General features: G+C 72.0%; 18 protein-coding genes and 1 pseudogene. 12 read left to right on the plus strand and 7 right to left on the minus strand.

What is annotated here, in order from left to right; genetic code table 11:
• Positions 1 to 114, minus strand: a pseudogene (locus tag ACWGI8_RS22650) (carbohydrate ABC transporter permease); the annotation flags it as partial.
• 22 nt (positions 115 to 136) lie between these two features.
• On the opposite strand from ACWGI8_RS22650, the gene ACWGI8_RS22655 reads away from it, so the two are divergent.
• The 5 genes from ACWGI8_RS22655 (at position 137) to ACWGI8_RS22675 (ending at position 3,761) form a co-directional block, all read left to right on the plus strand.
• Entirely contained in the window at positions 137 to 868 is a 732-nt protein-coding gene (locus tag ACWGI8_RS22655; RefSeq protein WP_453663433.1) for a hypothetical protein, read from the plus strand.
• Positions 869 to 918: 50 nt separating this feature from the next.
• Complete coding sequence (locus ACWGI8_RS22660; protein ID WP_453663405.1) at positions 919 to 1,521, plus strand: acyltransferase; 603 nt, start codon at positions 919 to 921, stop codon at positions 1,519 to 1,521.
• Positions 1,522 to 1,932: 411 nt separating this feature from the next.
• Positions 1,933 to 2,556, plus strand: a complete 624-nt coding sequence (locus ACWGI8_RS22665; protein WP_453663407.1) for a DUF6230 family protein — start codon at positions 1,933 to 1,935, stop codon at positions 2,554 to 2,556.
• A gap of 76 nt (positions 2,557 to 2,632) precedes the next feature.
• Entirely contained in the window at positions 2,633 to 3,118 is a 486-nt protein-coding gene (locus ACWGI8_RS22670; RefSeq protein WP_453663408.1) for a DUF6114 domain-containing protein, read from the plus strand.
• Positions 3,108 to 3,761 carry a hypothetical protein gene (locus tag ACWGI8_RS22675; RefSeq protein WP_453663410.1) on the plus strand — a complete coding sequence of 218 codons (654 nt, stop codon included), beginning with the start codon at positions 3,108 to 3,110 and terminating at the stop codon, positions 3,759 to 3,761. The genes ACWGI8_RS22670 and ACWGI8_RS22675 overlap by 11 nt, the downstream gene beginning before the upstream one ends.
• 19 nt (positions 3,762 to 3,780) lie before the next feature.
• On the opposite strand, the gene ACWGI8_RS22680 is transcribed toward ACWGI8_RS22675, so the two are convergent.
• The gene (locus ACWGI8_RS22680; protein ID WP_453663412.1) at positions 3,781 to 4,734 is read right to left on the minus strand and encodes a LysR family transcriptional regulator; all 954 of its coding nucleotides are present in this window, start codon (positions 4,732 to 4,734) and stop codon (positions 3,781 to 3,783) included.
• Between the two features lie 70 nt (positions 4,735 to 4,804).
• On the opposite strand from ACWGI8_RS22680, the gene ACWGI8_RS22685 reads away from it, so the two are divergent.
• Positions 4,805 to 5,947: a TDT family transporter gene (locus tag ACWGI8_RS22685; protein ID WP_453663428.1), complete on the plus strand. Its 1,143-nt coding sequence runs from the start codon at positions 4,805 to 4,807 to the stop codon at positions 5,945 to 5,947.
• Here the strand turns inward: ACWGI8_RS22685 and ACWGI8_RS22690 are convergent.
• The 4 genes from ACWGI8_RS22690 to ACWGI8_RS22705 all read right to left on the minus strand — a co-directional run bounded on the left by ACWGI8_RS22690 (position 5,886) and on the right by ACWGI8_RS22705 (position 10,269).
• Positions 5,886 to 6,590, minus strand: coding sequence for a helical backbone metal receptor (locus tag ACWGI8_RS22690; RefSeq protein ID WP_453663414.1), 705 nt, complete (start codon positions 6,588 to 6,590; stop codon positions 5,886 to 5,888). The genes ACWGI8_RS22685 and ACWGI8_RS22690 overlap by 62 nt on opposite strands.
• A complete protein-coding gene (locus ACWGI8_RS22695) occupies positions 6,587 to 7,138 on the minus strand; it encodes a helix-turn-helix domain-containing protein (RefSeq protein ID WP_453663415.1) in 552 nt (183 codons plus the stop codon). Before ACWGI8_RS22695 ends, ACWGI8_RS22690 begins: the two co-directional genes overlap by 4 nt.
• 163 nt (positions 7,139 to 7,301) lie before the next feature.
• Positions 7,302 to 9,146, minus strand: coding sequence for an ABC transporter permease/substrate binding protein (locus ACWGI8_RS22700; RefSeq protein ID WP_453663417.1), 1,845 nt, complete (start codon positions 9,144 to 9,146; stop codon positions 7,302 to 7,304).
• A complete protein-coding gene (locus ACWGI8_RS22705; protein WP_453663430.1) occupies positions 9,139 to 10,269 on the minus strand; it encodes a quaternary amine ABC transporter ATP-binding protein in 1,131 nt (376 codons plus the stop codon). The genes ACWGI8_RS22700 and ACWGI8_RS22705 overlap by 8 nt, the downstream gene beginning before the upstream one ends.
• Before the next feature lie 237 nt (positions 10,270 to 10,506).
• Between ACWGI8_RS22705 and ACWGI8_RS22710 the strand changes: the two genes are divergently transcribed.
• Positions 10,507 to 11,427, plus strand: coding sequence for a 5'-3' exonuclease (locus ACWGI8_RS22710; protein WP_453663432.1), 921 nt, complete (start codon positions 10,507 to 10,509; stop codon positions 11,425 to 11,427).
• Between the two features lie 49 nt (positions 11,428 to 11,476).
• The gene (locus ACWGI8_RS22715) at positions 11,477 to 12,313 is read left to right on the plus strand and encodes a siderophore-interacting protein (RefSeq protein WP_453663419.1); all 837 of its coding nucleotides are present in this window, start codon (positions 11,477 to 11,479) and stop codon (positions 12,311 to 12,313) included.
• A gap of 130 nt (positions 12,314 to 12,443) precedes the next feature.
• Here the strand turns inward: ACWGI8_RS22715 and ACWGI8_RS22720 are convergent, their stop codons facing one another.
• Positions 12,444 to 13,073, minus strand: a complete 630-nt coding sequence (locus ACWGI8_RS22720; RefSeq protein WP_453663420.1) for a MerR family transcriptional regulator — start codon at positions 13,071 to 13,073, stop codon at positions 12,444 to 12,446.
• A gap of 102 nt (positions 13,074 to 13,175) precedes the next feature.
• Here ACWGI8_RS22720 and ACWGI8_RS22725 point away from each other — a divergent pair, with 102 nt between their 5' ends.
• From ACWGI8_RS22725 to ACWGI8_RS22740, 4 genes are read left to right on the plus strand one after another with little or no spacing between them, the layout of a single operon-like run.
• On the plus strand, positions 13,176 to 14,159 hold the full coding sequence (locus tag ACWGI8_RS22725) for a hypothetical protein (protein WP_453663421.1): 984 nt from the start codon (positions 13,176 to 13,178) through the stop codon (positions 14,157 to 14,159).
• Positions 14,156 to 14,635, plus strand: a complete 480-nt coding sequence (locus ACWGI8_RS22730; protein ID WP_453663423.1) for an ABA4-like family protein — start codon at positions 14,156 to 14,158, stop codon at positions 14,633 to 14,635. Before ACWGI8_RS22725 ends, ACWGI8_RS22730 begins: the two co-directional genes overlap by 4 nt.
• A 32-nt stretch (positions 14,636 to 14,667) precedes the next feature.
• Positions 14,668 to 15,252: a sigma-70 family RNA polymerase sigma factor gene (locus tag ACWGI8_RS22735; RefSeq protein ID WP_453663424.1), complete on the plus strand. Its 585-nt coding sequence runs from the start codon at positions 14,668 to 14,670 to the stop codon at positions 15,250 to 15,252.
• Positions 15,249 to 16,064: an anti-sigma factor gene (locus ACWGI8_RS22740; RefSeq protein ID WP_453663426.1), complete on the plus strand. Its 816-nt coding sequence runs from the start codon at positions 15,249 to 15,251 to the stop codon at positions 16,062 to 16,064. Before ACWGI8_RS22735 ends, ACWGI8_RS22740 begins: the two co-directional genes overlap by 4 nt.
• Positions 16,065 to 16,293 lie beyond the last annotated feature (229 nt).

A 16,293-nucleotide genomic window follows, 5' to 3' on the forward strand; every position in this document is an offset into this window, starting at 1 on the left:
GCCGGTCCACGCCTGGAGGGCGGAGAAGACCGCGATCGTCGAGAGCCCGCCCCGCGACAGGGGGAGCACGAGCTGACCGAACACCCGCCACGAGGAGGCGCCGTCGAAGGTCGCCGAGGCAGCCCTGATGTGCGGGGTGCCGCTGCGTATCGCCCCGGCGGGCGACTCCGCGAGCTTCGTGGCGCTCGCCCCCGACGAGTCACCGGGCAGGCGGGCCGCGCTGATCGGCGGCGGGGACCGGCTGACCGGGGCCGCGGACACCTTCACCACCGGCGAGAAGTGGCCCACGCTGGTGCTGCGCCGGATCGGCGACCGTGCCGGGTTCACGCTGCTCCACAAGGGCAAGGAGATCGCCGCCCACGCCTGGGACCCGGCCGCCCCGGTCGGCGACCACACCACCGCGGCCGCCACCGCGAGCGCACTCGCCCGGGTCTACGGCCTTCCCGACCCGCGCCCGCTCACCAGTCTGCTGCGCTCCTCGGACGCCCCCGCCCGCCGCCAGGAGGAGCTCGTCGCCGCCCTCGGCCTCCCGCCGCTCCCGGACGGCTTCGGTGAGCGGCCCGATGTCCTCGAGGACGTGCCGGGCGCCCGGCTGCTGGAGCGGCGCGGTCTCCTCGCAGGCATGCGGGACACGATGGCGGAGGACCCGGACCGCCTCCTCGCGCCCTCCCCGGGCGAGCGCCCGCCCCCGCGACGCAAGCGCTGGTGGCTGCTGCGGACCCTGGCCGTCCTGTTCTTCGGCTCGGCCGCGATCCACTCCTGGTGGTCCCCGGACGTCGGGGTGCTCCGCTCGGTGCTGGTCTCCCTGCTGACCCTGGTCTTCGCAGGCCAGCTCGTGCAGGCCCGGCGGGAGCGCCGCCATCGCTGAGACCGGCCCCGTATGCTCACGGGCGAAGCCAGACACCGGAAGGCAGAGAAGTGAACTACAGGGTCCAGCCCACCGCCCAGGTCGACGAGACCGCCGAGATCGGCGCCGGCAGCAGCGTGTGGGAGCTCGCCCAGATCCGCGAAGGCGCCCGCCTCGGTGAGGGCTGCGTGATCGGCCGTGGTGCGTACGTCGGTACGGGCGTGCAGATGGGCGACAACTGCAAGCTGCAGAACTACGCGCTGGTCTACGAGCCGGCCGAACTCGGTGACGGTGTGTTCATCGGTCCTGCCGTGGTCCTCACCAACGACCAGTACCCGCGCTCCGTGGACCCCGAGGGCAAGCAGAAGCGCGGCGGCGACTGGGAGGCCGTCGGTGTGAAGATCGCCGACGGTGCCTCGATCGGCGCGCGCTCGGTGTGCGTCGCGCCGGTCCGTATCGGCCGCTGGGCGATGGTCGCCGCGGGCGCGGTCGTCACCAAGGACGTCCCGGACTTCGCCCTCGTCGTCGGCGTTCCCGCCCGGCAGATCGGCTGGGTCGGCCGGTCCGGCGTCCGCCTGACCGAGCGCGAGGGCGAGCCGGGCGTGTGGGAGTGCCCGCAGTCCGGCTCCGTGTACGAGGAGAAGGACGGCGTGCTGACGGAGCGCGCCGTCTAGGCCCTGTCCGGGCGATCTTGTCGGGCCCGCGACGCTCCCCCAGAGCTTCGCCTGGGAGGTACCCCCAGCTACGGCACTCCCCCAGCTACCGCTGGGAGGTGCCCCCACCGCCTTGCGATGCGTCCCCTCGGCCCTCCGGGCCTGGGGAGACCCCATGCATCCGACGCCGCGGCCTGTTCCTCGAAGATCGCCCGGACAGGGCCTAAGACTCAGATCAGATCTCTGCGACGGCCGGCTGCGTGCAGCGCAATCCACACGCCGGGCCGCCAGGAATCCGCGCGCGGCACCCGGGAGCCCCGCGGAAATGTGCATCACCCGTCTGACCGGCCTGACGTGCCGTCGGCTGCCGGATGCCGAAGCCTGGGATCCGTCACCAGGCAGAGGACGTCTCTCACGACCGGAGGAGATGGGATGTCGCACGGCCGCGGCAGGACCAGCTGGAGGCGCTTCGCTGCCATCCTGATGCCCGGCGTCGCGGCCGCAACGGCTCTCGGAATCACCATGGCTCAGGGAGCACTCGCCGCCTCGTTCCTGATCTCCGGCCGGAGGTTCCAGGTCGCCGTCGACCGCCTGGCGGCCCAAGGTCTGACCATCTACGGCACGGTGGACGTGACCAGGAAGGGCGAACTCGTGCCGGTCGTGGTCACCGGGGTCCGGAATGCGAAGATCCGGGGACTGTGCCAGTCGGTGGTGGTCGACGTGCCGACCCTGGGCCCCTACACGCTCAGACTCACCGGTGGCGAGCGGGAGCAGGCCGAGGCGAGGCACCTGTTCCTCGACGCGACGTCGGCGTTGATCGGCCAGGCGAATCTCCAGGACGTCGACATCGGTGTCGCTGCCGGCTCGGTCACCAAGGGGCCGATCAATCCGGACGACCGGGACTCGCGGTTCTTCGATCCGGACGGCGTCGCCCAGCAGGCGGTGTCGGCGACCCTGACCGATGTGGAGGTGACCGCGGTCGCGGTCTCGGCCGCCACGTTCAACATCCCCGACCTCGGTGTGCGGCTCAAGGAGGGCCGTCACGAGTGCTTCTGACCGTTCGGAACGCGGTACCCGCCGTGGCGCCCGCACACCGTACGCCCCCGCCCTCTCGTCAGCTTGGAGAGCGCACGTGCTCCTCGAACTCCTCGGCAGACGCCCGAGCCTGCGTATCACCGCCGTCGGCGCCCGTCTCGGATTCAGGACGTGGCGGGGCGAACGTCCCTTCTGGGCGGGCCTGTTCACGGTCGCAGCCGGTCTGCCCATCGTCTACTTCCCGTATGTGCATCTGAGCCTGAGCGGCATCCCGCTGGCTCTGTCCACCACGGCCGGTGCCGGGTCCCTGCTCATCGGGGTGCTGCTCGTGGTCCTGGGATTCACCCTCTGGTTCCACCACCAGGTGCGCGTGTTCGCCGGGATCGCGGTCATGCTGCTCGCCCTCGTCTCGTTTCCCGTGTCCAACTTCGGCGGTCTCTTCCTCGGGCTGTTCTCCGGCCTGATCGGCGGTGCGCTGGCCTGTGCCTGGGTTCCGCCCCCGGCCACCGCCGAGCCGCGGCCGGCCATGAACCGTGCGTCGTCCGTCACCGCCCCGACGGGTGGGGACCAGGGTGAGAACTGACGGCGGTGTCGTGGCTGCGGGGGCCGTGGCCGCCCTGCCCGTGGCGCTGATTCTCGGCGCCCTGACGGCCCCGGACGCACTGCTCACCGCCGCCGGTGTCCACGGGTCCGCCGCCGGCATGCATGACGCCAAGGCGCCAGCCGGAAGGGGCGCCCCGGTCGACCGGACGCCGGCCCTTCCGTCCGGATTCCCCTGGCAACTGCGCGCCGACAGGCTTGTGCTGCACGAGAGCGCCTTCCACGGCGTCGTCACCGTACGGACCGCGACCGGGCCCAAGCGGGTACTCAAGTTCACGGCGCGGTCGCTGGACATCGGCGATCTCGACGTGACAGCGGGCCACGGCCCCGTGGTGACACGTCTGCGGGCCAGGCCCGGGACCACCTCCACGGTCAGGACCGCGGGCAAGGGGGTGGTGACGCTGTACACGCTGCGGCTGTCCGGCACGGTCGTGGGCCTGGGCGGCGCCCCGCTCCCCGAGGACCGCCGTGTCACCGTCACCCCCGATGCCCTGCCGCAGTGGCTGTCGCAGCCCGCCGTTCCCGTCCGCACCCTTGCCCTCGCGGACGTGACCGCTACGCAGGTCGCGCAGTTCGGCGGCGACCTGTCCGTCACCGGGGCGGTGCTCAGCGCCGCGCCGGGGTGACCGGCCGAGCCGCTCGCTCTCATTCCCTTCCCCCGGCCGACGGCTGTGCCGGGGCAGCCCGGCGTGTGAGCGCGAGCAGGTCGCGTGCCGGGCCCGTGGGCCGGTGGCCGTGGGGCCAGACCGCGCGCAGATCACGGTGGAGCTGGACGGTTTCGAGGGGGATGCGGACCAGCCGGCGGGAGGCCAGTTCCTCGGTGACGGCGAGTTCGCTGAGGACCGCGGGCCCGGCGCCGCTGACCGCCGCCGCCTTCACCGCGGTGGTGGAGGCGAGTTCGAGCAGTGGCTCGGCGAGGCCGCCGTAGTCGGCGAGGGCCGAGTCGAGGACCTGACGCGTGCCCGAGCCGCGTTCACGCAGTACGAGGGAGGTCGCGGCCAGCTCCTCGGGCGGCAGCGGGGCACGGCGGCGCGCCCAGGGGTGGCGGGCGGCGGCCACCACGATCAGCCGGTCGTGGCCGATGACCGCGCCGTCGAGTCCCTCCGGCACGGCGAGGCCCTCGACGAAGCCGAGGTCGGCCTCGTCCCGCAGGAGTCGTTCGGCGACCGCCGCCGAGTTGCCGGCGAGCAGGGAGACGGCAGTGCCGGGGCGCTCCTGGCGCAGGGCGATGAGCCAGCCGGGGAGCAGATACTCCGCGATGGTCATGCTCGCCGCCACCCGCAGCCGCGAGTCCCTGCGCCCCCGCAGCGCCTGGGCACCCGCGTCGAACGCCTCGGCCGCCTCCACGATCCGCCGCGCCCAGTCCGTGACGAGGGCGCCCGCCTCGGTGAGCCGGGAGCCGCGCGGCGAGCGGTCCACGAGGGCGACGCCGAGCTGCCGTTCCATGGACCGGATTCGGCTGCTCGCGGCGGGCTGGGTGATGCCCAGCTCGCGGGCCGCACGCCCCAGGCTGCCGTGCCGGGCGACGGCGAGCAGCAGCTCCAGGGCGGCCAGGTCGGGCACCCGGTGGGCGATCGGCCCTCGTTCTTCTTCGCTCATAAATCCAGCTTATGAGGCCATAGGAGAGAGGTCCCTGGTGGGAGCCCCGGCAGGGCCGGAGAGTGAGGACATGGTCACCGTCGCCCATCCCCGCACCCCGTTCGCCCCGGTCCTGCGCACCGGTTCGCTCCGCCATCTCGGACCGAACTGGTACGCCACGGTCATGGGCACGGCGATCGTCGCGAACGCGGGTGCGGCCCTGCCGGTGCAGCTTCCGGGCCTGCGGGCCGCGTGCACGGCCGTGTGGGCGTTGTCGGCACTCATGCTGGCGGCGCTGCTGGCGGCGCGTGCCGGGCACTGGCTCCACCACCGGGACCAGGCCCGCGCCCACCTCCTCGACCCGGCGGTCGCACCTTTCTACGGCTGTCTGTCGATGGCGCTGCTCGCGGTCGGTATCGGCACTCTCTCGGTCGGCGGCGGTGTCGTCGGGGAGCGGGAGGCCGTGGTGACGGGCGCGGCGCTGTTCGGCGTGGGCACGTTCACCGGTCTCGCGGCCGCGGTGGCGATCCCGTATCTGATGATCACGCACCAGAAGGTGGCCCCCGGCACGGCCTCCCCCGTGTGGCTGCTCCCGGTGGTGGCCCCGATGGTGGCGGCGACGCAGGGTCCGCTGCTGGTGCCGCATCTGCCGGCCGGTCAGTGGCGGGAGACGATGCTGCTGGGCTGCTACGCGATGTTCGGGCTGAGTCTGCTGGCGGTGCTGCTGATGTTGCCGCTGGTGTTCGCGCGGCTCGTCCACAACGGACCGCTGCCGCTCGCCCTGACGCCGGCGCTGTTCCTGGTCCTCGGCCCGCTGGGCCAGTCCACCACCGCGGTGAACAAGCTGGCCGATGTGGCGCCGGCCGCGATCGGGAGCCCGTACGCGGGTGGGCTCGGGGTCTTCGCGGTCGTCTACGGCGTTCCCGTGATGGGTTTCGCGCTGCTGTGGCTGGCGCTGGCCGGGGTCATGGTGGTGCGCGCCGCCCGCCGGGGAATGCCGTTCGCACTGACGTGGTGGGCGTTCACCTTCCCTGTCGGCACCTGTGTCACGGGCGCGGCGGGCCTGGCCCGGCACACCGGCGTGGCCGCCCTGGAATGGCTGGCCGTGGCGCTGTACGTGCTCCTGCTGGCGGCCTGGGCGGTGGCCGGTGCCCGTACGCTGCGCGGGCTGCTCAGCGGAGAGCTGCTCCAAGCGCCGCGGGGGCCGCTGCCAGCGACGGCCCGTACCAGGTGAGCATGCGGCCGTCGACGAGGGCGGCGGGCAGCCCGGGGAACGCCTCGGGGCCGTCGTCGCGGGTGAAGCGGTAGGGCTCGTCGGGCAGCACGACGACGTCGGCGCCCGCGGAGTTCAGCTCGTCCACTGGGATGCGCGGATAGCGCTCCGGGTGCGTGGCGTAGACGTTGTCGATGCCGAGGCGGGCGAGGAGGTCGCCGGCGAAGGTGTCACGGCCGAGGACCATCCAGGGCCGCCGCCAGACGGGCACGACCGCACGCCGCGGCTCGCCCGCTTCGACCGCTGCCCAGGCATCTTCCGCGTCGTCGAGCCAGCCTGGCCTGGACACGCCACAGGCACGCAGGACGCGCTCCAGTTCGGTGAAGGCCTGTGGCAGGGTGCGCACTTCCGTGACGAGGACGTCGAGCCCCGCGGCACGGAGCGCGGCGAGGTCGGGAGCCCGGTTCTCCTCCTCGTTGGCGACGACGAGATCGGGCCGCAGCGCGACGACCGCCTCGATGTCGGGGTTCTTGGTGCCTCCGACACGGACGGCACCGAGGTCCGCGGGGTGCGTGCACCAGTCGGTGACACCGGCCAGCAGCCCGGGGGCGCTGACGGCGACGGCCTCGGTGAGCGAGGGCACGAGCGACACGACCCGTTTCACAGCCCGGTGGCCTCGATGTGGTCGGCGACTGCGACGACGAGGAGGCGGGTGCCGGGCCGGGTGGCGCGCCAGCGGTGCCGCACTCCCCCGGTCATGTAGAGGCTGTCGCCCTTCTCCAGGCGGTACGCGCGGCCTTCGGCCTCGACCTCGGCGGCGCCGTCGGCGACGTACATCAGCTCGTCGTTGCGGTGCTGGTACTCGCCTGCCGCGTCCGGCTCGCCGGTGAACTCGACGGCGTGGAGCTGGTGATGGCCGCGTACGAGCGGGCGTACGCCCGGGCCCGGGGAGAGAGTGTCGTCGTCCGCGCGGACGACGTCGACGACGCGCGCGGAGTCCGCGGCGGCGAGCAGCTCGGCGCCGGAGGTCTCCAGGGCTTCTGCGACGCGCTGGAGGGAGCGCATGCTGGGGCGTGCCCGCTCGTTCTCGATCTGACTGAGGAAGGGCACGGACAGGCCACTGCGCTCGGCAACGGCGGCGAGCGTGAGATCCAGGGCCCTGCGCCGTCGGCGGACGGCGGAGCCGACTCGGAGCGTTTCCTTGTCACCCATGACTGAGGTCCCTCCCTCCTGTCTGTACCTTACGCACCTTCCGGGCACGACAACCCACTGTTGTCACTGACTCCCCCGGAGCTGCGCCTGGGGGTACCCCCATCGGCGAGGACCCCGCCACAGAGTGTGACGGGGCCCTCACCGGTGGGGGGATTCAGGTGGTCTACTGCGGTGCCGGCCCGCTCCGGGAGGTCGCGGACCTGCCGGCCTCGGCGACCGGGGTCCACTTGGCTGCGAGGCCGGGGTTCTCCTTGAGCCAGGCGCGCACGGCGTCCTGCTCCTTGCCCTTGCCGGTCTCCTGGATCTTCGCCTCAAGGCCCGTGAGCTGCTGCTCGGTCATCTTGAAGTTCTTGAGCCACTCGCCGGCCTGCGGGTTCTCCTCGGAGAACCCCTTGCGGGCCAGGGTGTGCACGCCGTCGCCCTTGCCCCAGGTGCCCTTCGGGTCCTTGAGCTTCTTCAGGTCGTACGTGCTGTAGGCCCAGTGCGGCGACCACAGGGTGGTGACGACGGGTTCCTTCTTGTCGTACGCGCGCTTCAGCTCGGCGAGCATGCCGGGCGTGGAGCCGTCGACGACCTGGTACTCGCCCTCCAGGCCGTACTCCTTGAGGACCTTGTCCTTGAGGATGCCCATCATTCCGGCGCTCGGCTCGATGCCGATGATGCGGCCCTTGAACTGGCCCGACTTGCCCTTCAGGTCCTCCAGGGAGTCGATGCCCTGCACGTACGAGGGCACGGACAGCTCCAGGGACGTGCGGTCGTACCAGGTGCCCAGGTCCTCCAGGTCGTCCTGGTACTTCGACCAGTACTGGGCGTGGGTGACGGGCAGCCAGGAATCGGTCTGGAAGTCGATCTGACCGCCGGCGAGACCGGTGTAGAGCGAGCCGGCCTCCAACTGCTTGGCGTCGACCTCGAAGCCGCGCCGCTCCAGCAGTTCCTTCCAGAGGAAGGTGGAGGCGATGCCCTCGTCCCAGGGGATGTAGCCCAGGGAGATCTTCTTGCCCCGGCCGACGTTCGTGGCGTCGGATGCGTCGGCTGACGTGGCGCCGCCGAACACGCCCATGCCGCCCGCGACGAGCGCGAGGATCACAACGCCCACGATGGCGACGACGGGCTGGGGGCGGTGGTTCCAGATCTTCAGTCCGCCGGTGACGGCCTTCGCCCTGGCCAGGGCACGGCGGCCCAGCGGCGAGACCTGACGGCCCAGCGCACCGGTCATCCGGTCCAGGTACATGGCCAGGATGACGATGGAGATACCGGCCTCGAAGCCGAGGCCGATGTCGACATTGCCGATGGCGCGGTAGACGGCGCCGCCGAGGCCGCCGCCGCCGACCATGCCGGCGATGACCACCATGGACAGACCGAGCATGATGACCTGGTTGATACCGGCCATGATCGTGGGCAGGGCGAGCGGGAGCTGCACGCGGATCAGCGTGTTGCGCGGGGTCGTACCGAAGGCCTCGGCCGCCTCCACCAGCTCCTTGTCGACCTGGCGGATGCCGAGCTCCGTCATCCGTACGCCGGGAGGCAGCGCGAAGACGATGGTGGCGATGATGCCGGGGACCACACCGACGCCGAAGAAGATGATGCCGGGGATCAGATAGACCATGGCCGGCATCGTCTGCATGAAGTCCAGGACCGGCCGGGTCACGGCGCTGACGGCCTTGGACCGCGACGCCCAGATGCCGAGCGGGACCGCGATCACCAGCGTGACGATCGTGGCGACGAGCACCAGCGAGAGGGTCGACATGGCGTCGTCCCACAGCTCGATGGAGTCGATCAGGGCGAGTCCGGCGAAGGCCAGTCCGCCCGCGAGCAGACCGCGCAGCCACCAGGCGACGACGGCGAGGATGCCGGCGAAGAGCAGCGGCTCGGGTGCGGAGAGCACCGCGTCGATGCCGTCGTACAGACCGGTCACGAGGGAGCTGATGGCGTCGAACAGCCAGGAGAGATGGGACTGGAGCCAGTCGACACCGCTGTCCACCCAGTCGCCGAGGTGAAGCCTAGGCATGGGCGGCCACCGCCTTCGGCTCCTTGCGGGGGCCGGGGACGCACGGCACGGGCTCACCCGGCTCGTCGCCGACGAAACCGATCAGCCGGGACTGCGGTACGACGCCGACGACCTTGCCCGTGGCGTCCTTGACGGCCACCGGGTGCGGAACGCGCGCGCTGACGGCGCACAGATCCGCGACGAGGGTGCCGGGGGTGACGGTCTCGCACTCGCAGTCGTCCGCGTCGGAGCGCTGCGGGCCCTCGACAGCGGTCATCACGGCCGCCGCCGTCAGGACGCGCGAGCGGTCCACGTCCTGGATGAACGAGGCCACGTAGTCGTTGGCGGGACGGATCAGGATGTCCTCGGCGGAGCCGAGCTGCACGATCCTGCCGTCCCGCATCACCGCGATCCGGTCGCCGAGGCGCATGGCCTCGTTGAGGTCGTGGGTGATGAAGACGATGGTCTTCTTGAGCCGCTTCTGCAGTTCGAGGAGCTGATCCTGCATGTCGCGGCGGATCAGCGGGTCGAGCGCGCTGAACGACTCGTCCATCAGCAGCAGATCGGCGTCGGTGGCGAGCGCGCGGGCGAGGCCGACGCGCTGCTGCATTCCGCCGGAGAGCTCGTCGGGCCAGGACTTCTCCCAGCCGCCGAGCCCGACCAGCTCCAGTGCCTCCGCGGCACGCCGCTCGCGCTCGGCACGCGGGACGCCCTGGACCTCCAGGCCGTAGCCGGCGTTCTCCAGCACGCTGCGGTGCGGGAACAGCGCGAAGTGCTGGAAGACCATGCTGATCTTGCGGGCGCGCACGGTGCGGAGGTCGCGCGCGCTGAGGGCGGTCAGGTCCTGACCGTCGAAGAGGACGCGGCCGGCGGTCGGCTCCAGCAGTCCGTTGAGCATGCGCAGCAACGTGGACTTTCCGGAGCCGGAGAGACCCATGACGACGAAGATCTGACCGGGCTCGACGGCGAACGAGGCGTCGATCACCGCTGCTGTCGTTCCGTCGGCGCGGAGCTCGTCGCGGCCGGCGCCGCTTTCGAGCTTGCCTACCGCCTCATCGGGTCGTCTACCGAAAACCTTGTACAGGTGTTCGGCTTGCAGCCTGGACACATACACCTCACGCGTTGAACCGAAAACGGCCCGCATCCCCCGCCGGCGGGCCGTGGAGCGGGCGGGTTCGGCCCGCTTCCCCGGGTTTGTGCCGGTTGAAGGCACAAAGGGGTCCGCTCCGGCGTCGCGCCTGCCCGGGTCCACAGAGGCCAAACGCAAGAGTGATCCAGTTCACGCGGGTGGCACCTGATGGCCATGTGACGGGCGGGGTCGCCGTGAGCCGGGCTGTTGTCGGTGAGGTGCGGCATCATTCGGACTGTGACGCGACGCCTGATGCTCCTCGACACCGCCTCCCTGTACTTCCGCGCCTACTTCGGGGTCCCGGACTCCGTGCGTGCGCCCGACGGCACCCCGGTCAACGCGGTGCGCGGGCTGCTCGAATTCATCACCAGGCTCGTCCAGGACCATCACCCGGACGACCTCGTGGCCTGTATGGACGCGGACTGGCGGCCGCACTGGCGGGTGGAGCTGATCCCGTCGTACAAGGCACACCGGGTGGCGGTGGAGACGGAGACGGGTCCGGACGAGGAGGAGATCCCGGACACGCTCTCCCCGCAGGTCCCCGTCATCGAGGACGTGCTGGACGCGTTCGGGATCGCCCGCGTCGGCGTCGCCGGGTACGAGGCGGACGACGTGATCGGCACGCTCACCGGGCTCGCGGCGGGCCCGGTGGACATCGTCACCGGCGACCGGGACCTCTACCAGCTCGTGGACGACGCGCGGGGTGTCCGTGTGCTGTACCCCCTCAAGGGCGTCGGCATGATGCAGGCCACGGACGAGGCCGTCCTCCGCGAGAAGTACGGGGTGGACGGGCCGGGCTATGCCGATCTGGCGCTGCTGCGCGGGGACCCCAGCGACGGGCTGCCCGGGGTGCCCGGCATCGGCGAGAAGACGGCGGCGAAGCTGCTCGACGCGTACGGGGACCTGGCCGGGATCATGGCGGCCGTCGACGACCCGGCGTCGAAGCTGACACCGGCGCAGCGCAAGCGGCTGGACGAGTCGCGTGCGTATGTGGCTGTCGCGCCGAAGGTCGTGCGGGTCGCCGGGGACGTACCGCTGCCGGATTTCGATCCCGCCCTGCCGAAGGAGCCGCGCGACCCGGCCCGCTTGGAGGAACTGGCGGTGCGATGGGGGCTCGGCCGCGCCGTGCACCGGCTGCAGGTGGAGCTGGCGGCCGGGGAGCCCACCCCCTGATGGTGTTAACTTAGGCAAGCCTAAGCATCTACGTCCAGGGGAGACCGCCGTGGCAGAGACACCGGCCCGCAAGGCACCGCAGATCCATGAGGCGCGGGTCCTGCGCACGGAGCGGCTCACTCCGCACATGGTGCGGCTCGTCCTGGGCGGTGACGGACTGGCGGACTTCGCGACGAACGGGCTGACCGACCACTACGTCAAGATCGTCTTCCCCGCCCCGGGCGTGGCCTACCCCGAGCCGTTCGACATGGCGCGCATCCGCGAGGAGCTGCCGCGCGACCAGTGGCCCAGCAACCGCACCTACACGGTGCGGACCTGGGATCCTGTCCACCGCGAGCTGGTGATCGACTTCGTGGTGCACGGCGACGAGGGCCTCGCAGGGCCGTGGGCCGCCCGCGTCCAGCCGGGCGAGACGGTGCGGATGACCGGTCCCGGCGGCGGCTACGCACCGGACCCGACGGCCGACTGGCATCTGCTCGTGGGCGACGAGAGCGCGCTGCCCGCGATCGCGGCGTCCCTGGAGCAGATGCCGGTGGGCGCGGTGGTCCACGCGTTCGTGGAGGTGTCCGGCCCCGAGGACGAGCAGAAGATCGCCACGCCGGACGGCATCACGGTCACCTGGCTGCACCGCGGCGACCGCCCGTTCGGCGCGGCCCTGATCGCGGCGGTCCGCGAGCTGTCCTTCCCGGCGGGCGACGTGCACGCGTTCGTGCACGGCGAGGCGGGCGCGGTGAAGGAGCTGCGACGCCACCTGCGCATCGAGCGCGGCATTCCGCTGGAGCGCCTCTCGATCTCGGGGTACTGGCGGCTGGGCAAGTCGGACGAGGCCTGGCGCGCGATCAAGCGCGAGTGGAACGCGACGGTGGAGCGCGAGCAGGAGGCGTAGGGCCTGTCCGGTGGATCTTGCTGGCCTCCAGAATGATCCACCGGACAGACCCTGGTCCTCCGGTCGCACAGGCCTCCGGGTCCGGGCCGGCGCGGGCTTCGTGCCCACCGGGCCGCCCCGGCCCACGGGGTCAGCCCGGACCATAGGCGCGGGAGGACGCGTCCACGTGGGCCAGGCGGCGCAGGGCCGAGAGCATCGCGTCGCCCAGCACCGTGCCGATGACCACACTTTCGACCAGGTCCTCGCGGGCCACGCGACGCCCCACGTACGCCAGATCCACCCGGGCGGCCAGCTCGGCCGCCTCCGCGTAGTCGTCCAGCACCTCCACGAACGCCCCGTGCCCCACCCTCGCCAGCGCCGCCAGCGCGGCTGCGAGCGCTTCGCCGGCCGGGCCTTTCGCGGACACCTTCCAGCCGCGCGCCTCGATCAGCCGCGCCACCTCTTCGCGGGCGAGGTGCGTCTCCTCGTCGTCCTCGCCGCCGTACCGCGGCACGATCCGGTCCGCCGCCGCGCCCAGCACCTTGTGCAGGGACCGCTGTTCGTCGTCGACCGCCGCCAGCACCTCACCGATCGCGGCCAGCGACAGCCCGCCCACGTCCAGCAGCGCCCGGATCAGCCGTAGCCGGCGCTCGTGCCCGGGGCCGTAACTCGCCTGGTTCGGGCTGCTCAACTCCCCTGCCGGAAGCAGCCCTTCCCGTACGTAGTACTTGATCGTCGGCACCGGCACCCCGGTCCTGCGACTCAACTCGCCAATGCGCACCGCGCGTTCACCTGTCTTCCTTGCCAACTCCCGCCCCCATCATAGATAGTGCCGCTATCGGATAGCGGAGAGTGCCACTATCCATTTCCTCCGGGAGTACTCATGCCCGTTCCCTCTTGGCGTTCCTGGCACCGGCCCCTGGTCGCGTTCTCGGCGTCCATGGCCCTGTTAGCCGTCGTCTCCGCGGTCGGTCTCGTCGTCGACGACCGTGTCCTCGTAGGCGCCCCGATCTGGGCCAAGCCCTTCAAGTTCGCCGTGTCGTTCGTGGCGTACGCGCTCACGTTCGCATGGATGCTCTCGCTGCTCGCCCGGGCCCGGCCGTCCCTGCGACGCCCCGGCTGGTGGGCCGGCACCGTCGTCGTCGCGGCGAGTGCGGTCGAGATGGTGATCATCACGGCGCAGGTCGTCCGGGGGAAGCGCAGCCACTTCAACCACGAGACCCCGTTCGACGGACTGCTCTACGACACGATGGCGCTGACCGTCGTCGTGCTCTGGGTCGCTGGCCTCGTCATCGCCCTGCTCCTCTTCCGCGCCCGCATCGCCGACCGCGCCACCACCTGGGCGATCAGGCTGGGCGCGGTCCTCGCCGTCGCCGGAGCGGCACTCGGCGCCCTGATGACGCAGCCCACGCCGGAGCAGGAGGCAGCAGCCGACGGCTCCGGAGTCGCCACGGTCGTCGGTGCCCACAGCGTCGGTGTGCCGGACGGCGGCCCGGGAATGCCGCTCACCGGATGGTCCGCGACCGGCGGCGACCTCCGCATCCCGCACTTCGTCGGCATGCACGCCCTTCAGGTGATCCCGCTGTTCCTGCTCCTCCTCGTGGCTCTCGCCCCGCGGTTCACGCGGCTGCGCGACGAACGCGTACGGCTGCGCCTCGTGCTCACCGTCTCCGCCGTCCACGCCGCCGTGCTCGCCCTGGTCACCTGGCAGGCGCTGCGCGGCGAGCCGCTCGTCCACCCGGGCGGGGCGACGCTCGGCGCCGCGGCCCTGATCCTCGGCTGCGGCGCGGCCGCGGTGTACGCGTCCCTCCGCAGAGCCCCCGTACCGATGCCCGGGCCCACGGCCGAAAGGGAGTTCTCCGCATGACCACCGTCCTCTTCGAGGTGTCCTTCTGGCTCGCGGCACCGTTCTGGCTGCTGATGATCTTCGCACCGCGGTGGCGCTGGACCGCCCGGATCGCCGCGTCCCCACTGACCGCCGTACCGATCCTGCTCGTGTATCTCGGCCTCGCCGTCCCGGTCTTCCCGGAGCTGTGGACCGCTGTGCGCGAGCCCGACCTCGAAACCTTCCGGGACCTGGTCGCGCACGCGGACGGCGCGGGTGCGATCTGGGCGCAGGTCATCGCCTGGGATCTGCTGATCGGCCAGTGGATGTACGGCGAAGCGCGCCGGCTCGGTCTCCATCCGCTGCTGATGGGGCCCTTGCTGGTGCTGACCGTCCTGCTGTCACCGATCGGACTGCTGGTGTTCCTGACGCTGCGCGCGGTGCGGACTGGATTCAGGGAACAAACGCGTAAAGACTTCGGCCCGACAGCAGTCACAACGCGCTCCGGCTCCGTATAGGGGGAAGTGAGTACGGGGCGAGGGGAGAGCGCGTGAAGGAAGCCATACGCATCACAGGGGCACCACCGGCGGGGCCGGGGCTCGACGAGTTGCTCGTCCGGGTCGCGCGCGGCGACCAGGAGGCCTTCTCGCGCGTGTACGACGCGGTCTGCGGGCCCGTACTCGGCGTCGTGCGCAGCGTGCTGCGCGATCCGGCGCAGTCGGAGGAGGTTACGCAGGAGGTGCTGGTCGAGCTCTGGCGGACCGCCGCGCGCTACCAGCCGTCCCGCGGGTCCGCGCTGACCTGGACGCTCACCCTCGCCCACCGCCGCGCCGTGGACCGGGTGCGCTCCGTCCAGGCCGCCACCGAGCGCGAACAGAAGGCCGCCCGGCTCGGCGGGACACCCGCGTTCGACGACGTCGTCGAGCAGGTCGAGGCACGGCTCGAACGGGAGCAGGTACGCCGCTGCCTGCGCACCCTGACCGAGCTTCAGCGCCAGTCCGTGACTCTCGCCTACTACCGTGGACTCGCCTACCGCGAGGTCGCGGAGCTGCTCGCGGTGCCGCTGGGCACCGTGAAGACCCGTATGCGCGACGGGCTGATCCGCTTGCGCGACTGCCTGGGGGTGAGCGCATGAGCGCCGTAGCGAAAGGCGCGGGGCGGGATGCCGAACTGCACACGCTGACCGGCGCGTACGCCCTGAACGCGCTCGGCGACCGTGAGCGCGCGCGGTTCGAACGGCACCTGGAGGCCTGCCCGGCGTGCGCGCAGGAAGTGCGCGAGCTCGACGCCACGGCAGGACGGCTGGGGCTCGCCGTCACCGAGACGCCGCCGCCCGCAATGAAGTCCCAGGTGCTGGCGCGGATCGCGACGGTGCGCCAGGAACCGCCGAAGGTCGCCGGCGCCGCGGAGACCGGCCGCATCCGGCCCCCGGTCCGCAAGGTCCGGACGGCCGGGCGGCGTGCCAGGTCCCGCTTCGTCCTCGCCGCGTGCCTCGCGGCGGCCGCGGCGTTCGGCGGCATCGCGGTCTGGCAGCAGCGCGCCGCCGAGGACGCCCGCACCGAGGCACGGGACGCGGCCCGCCGTGTCCAGCAGCAGGCCGATGCGTTCGCCGAGGTCCTGACGGCGCCCGACGTACGGACCATGAGCACGGCGCTCGGCGACGGGGCGACCGGCACGGTGGCCGTCTCGCGCGAGCGGGACCAGGCCGTGTTCCTGGCGTCCGGACTGCCGGCACCGGGCGGCGGAAAGGTGTACCAACTGTGGTTCGCCGACGGCGGGACGATGCGCCCGGCCGGACTGCTGAACTCGGCGGGGTCCCCCGAGGCGCTGCTCATGGCCGGGCCGGTGGGCCGGGCGACGGGGATGGGTGTCACGGTCGAACCGGCCGGCGGCTCGCGCACACCGACCTCCGAACCGCTCGCGCTGCTGAACTTCCCGGCGACATAGAGCACTTCGTGGTGCGCGCGGTGAGGGGCGGGGCCGCGAGCACTTCGGCCCCGCCCCGACATGGTCGTCCCTCGCGCCGGCGTAGGGCCTCGCCATGACGCTCAACCCGTCGTACACCGCGGCCGCGGGCCGAGGTGTACGTCCCGTCCGGCGGCCCCGGGGGCCCCGCAGTGAACCCCCCCGATCCGCAACGCCGCATACGCCCTCGCCGCCGCGAACGCCGACACCC

The sequence above is a fragment of the Streptomyces sp. NPDC054841 genome, from assembly GCF_053611045.1.

What these genes read in the sequence shown, in the direction of transcription:
- ACWGI8_RS22665 (WP_453663407.1), top strand. Translation starts at nt 1,933, where the DNA reads ATGTCGCACGGCCGCGGCAGGACCAGCTGGAGGCGCTTCGCTGCCATC.
- ACWGI8_RS22680 (WP_453663412.1), bottom strand. Translation starts at nt 4,734, where the DNA reads ATGAGCGAAGAAGAACGAGGGCCGATCGCCCACCGGGTGCCCGACCTG.
- ACWGI8_RS22685 (WP_453663428.1), top strand. Translation starts at nt 4,805, where the DNA reads ATGGTCACCGTCGCCCATCCCCGCACCCCGTTCGCCCCGGTCCTGCGC.
- ACWGI8_RS22695 (WP_453663415.1), bottom strand. Translation starts at nt 7,138, where the DNA reads ATGGGTGACAAGGAAACGCTCCGAGTCGGCTCCGCCGTCCGCCGACGG.
- ACWGI8_RS22700 (WP_453663417.1), bottom strand. Translation starts at nt 9,146, where the DNA reads ATGCCTAGGCTTCACCTCGGCGACTGGGTGGACAGCGGTGTCGACTGG.
- ACWGI8_RS22705 (WP_453663430.1), bottom strand. Translation starts at nt 10,269, where the DNA reads ATGCGGGCCGTTTTCGGTTCAACGCGTGAGGTGTATGTGTCCAGGCTG.
- ACWGI8_RS22710 (WP_453663432.1), top strand. Translation starts at nt 10,507, where the DNA reads ATGCTCCTCGACACCGCCTCCCTGTACTTCCGCGCCTACTTCGGGGTC.
- ACWGI8_RS22725 (WP_453663421.1), top strand. Translation starts at nt 13,176, where the DNA reads ATGCCCGTTCCCTCTTGGCGTTCCTGGCACCGGCCCCTGGTCGCGTTC.
- ACWGI8_RS22730 (WP_453663423.1), top strand. Translation starts at nt 14,156, where the DNA reads ATGACCACCGTCCTCTTCGAGGTGTCCTTCTGGCTCGCGGCACCGTTC.
- ACWGI8_RS22740 (WP_453663426.1), top strand. Translation starts at nt 15,249, where the DNA reads ATGAGCGCCGTAGCGAAAGGCGCGGGGCGGGATGCCGAACTGCACACG.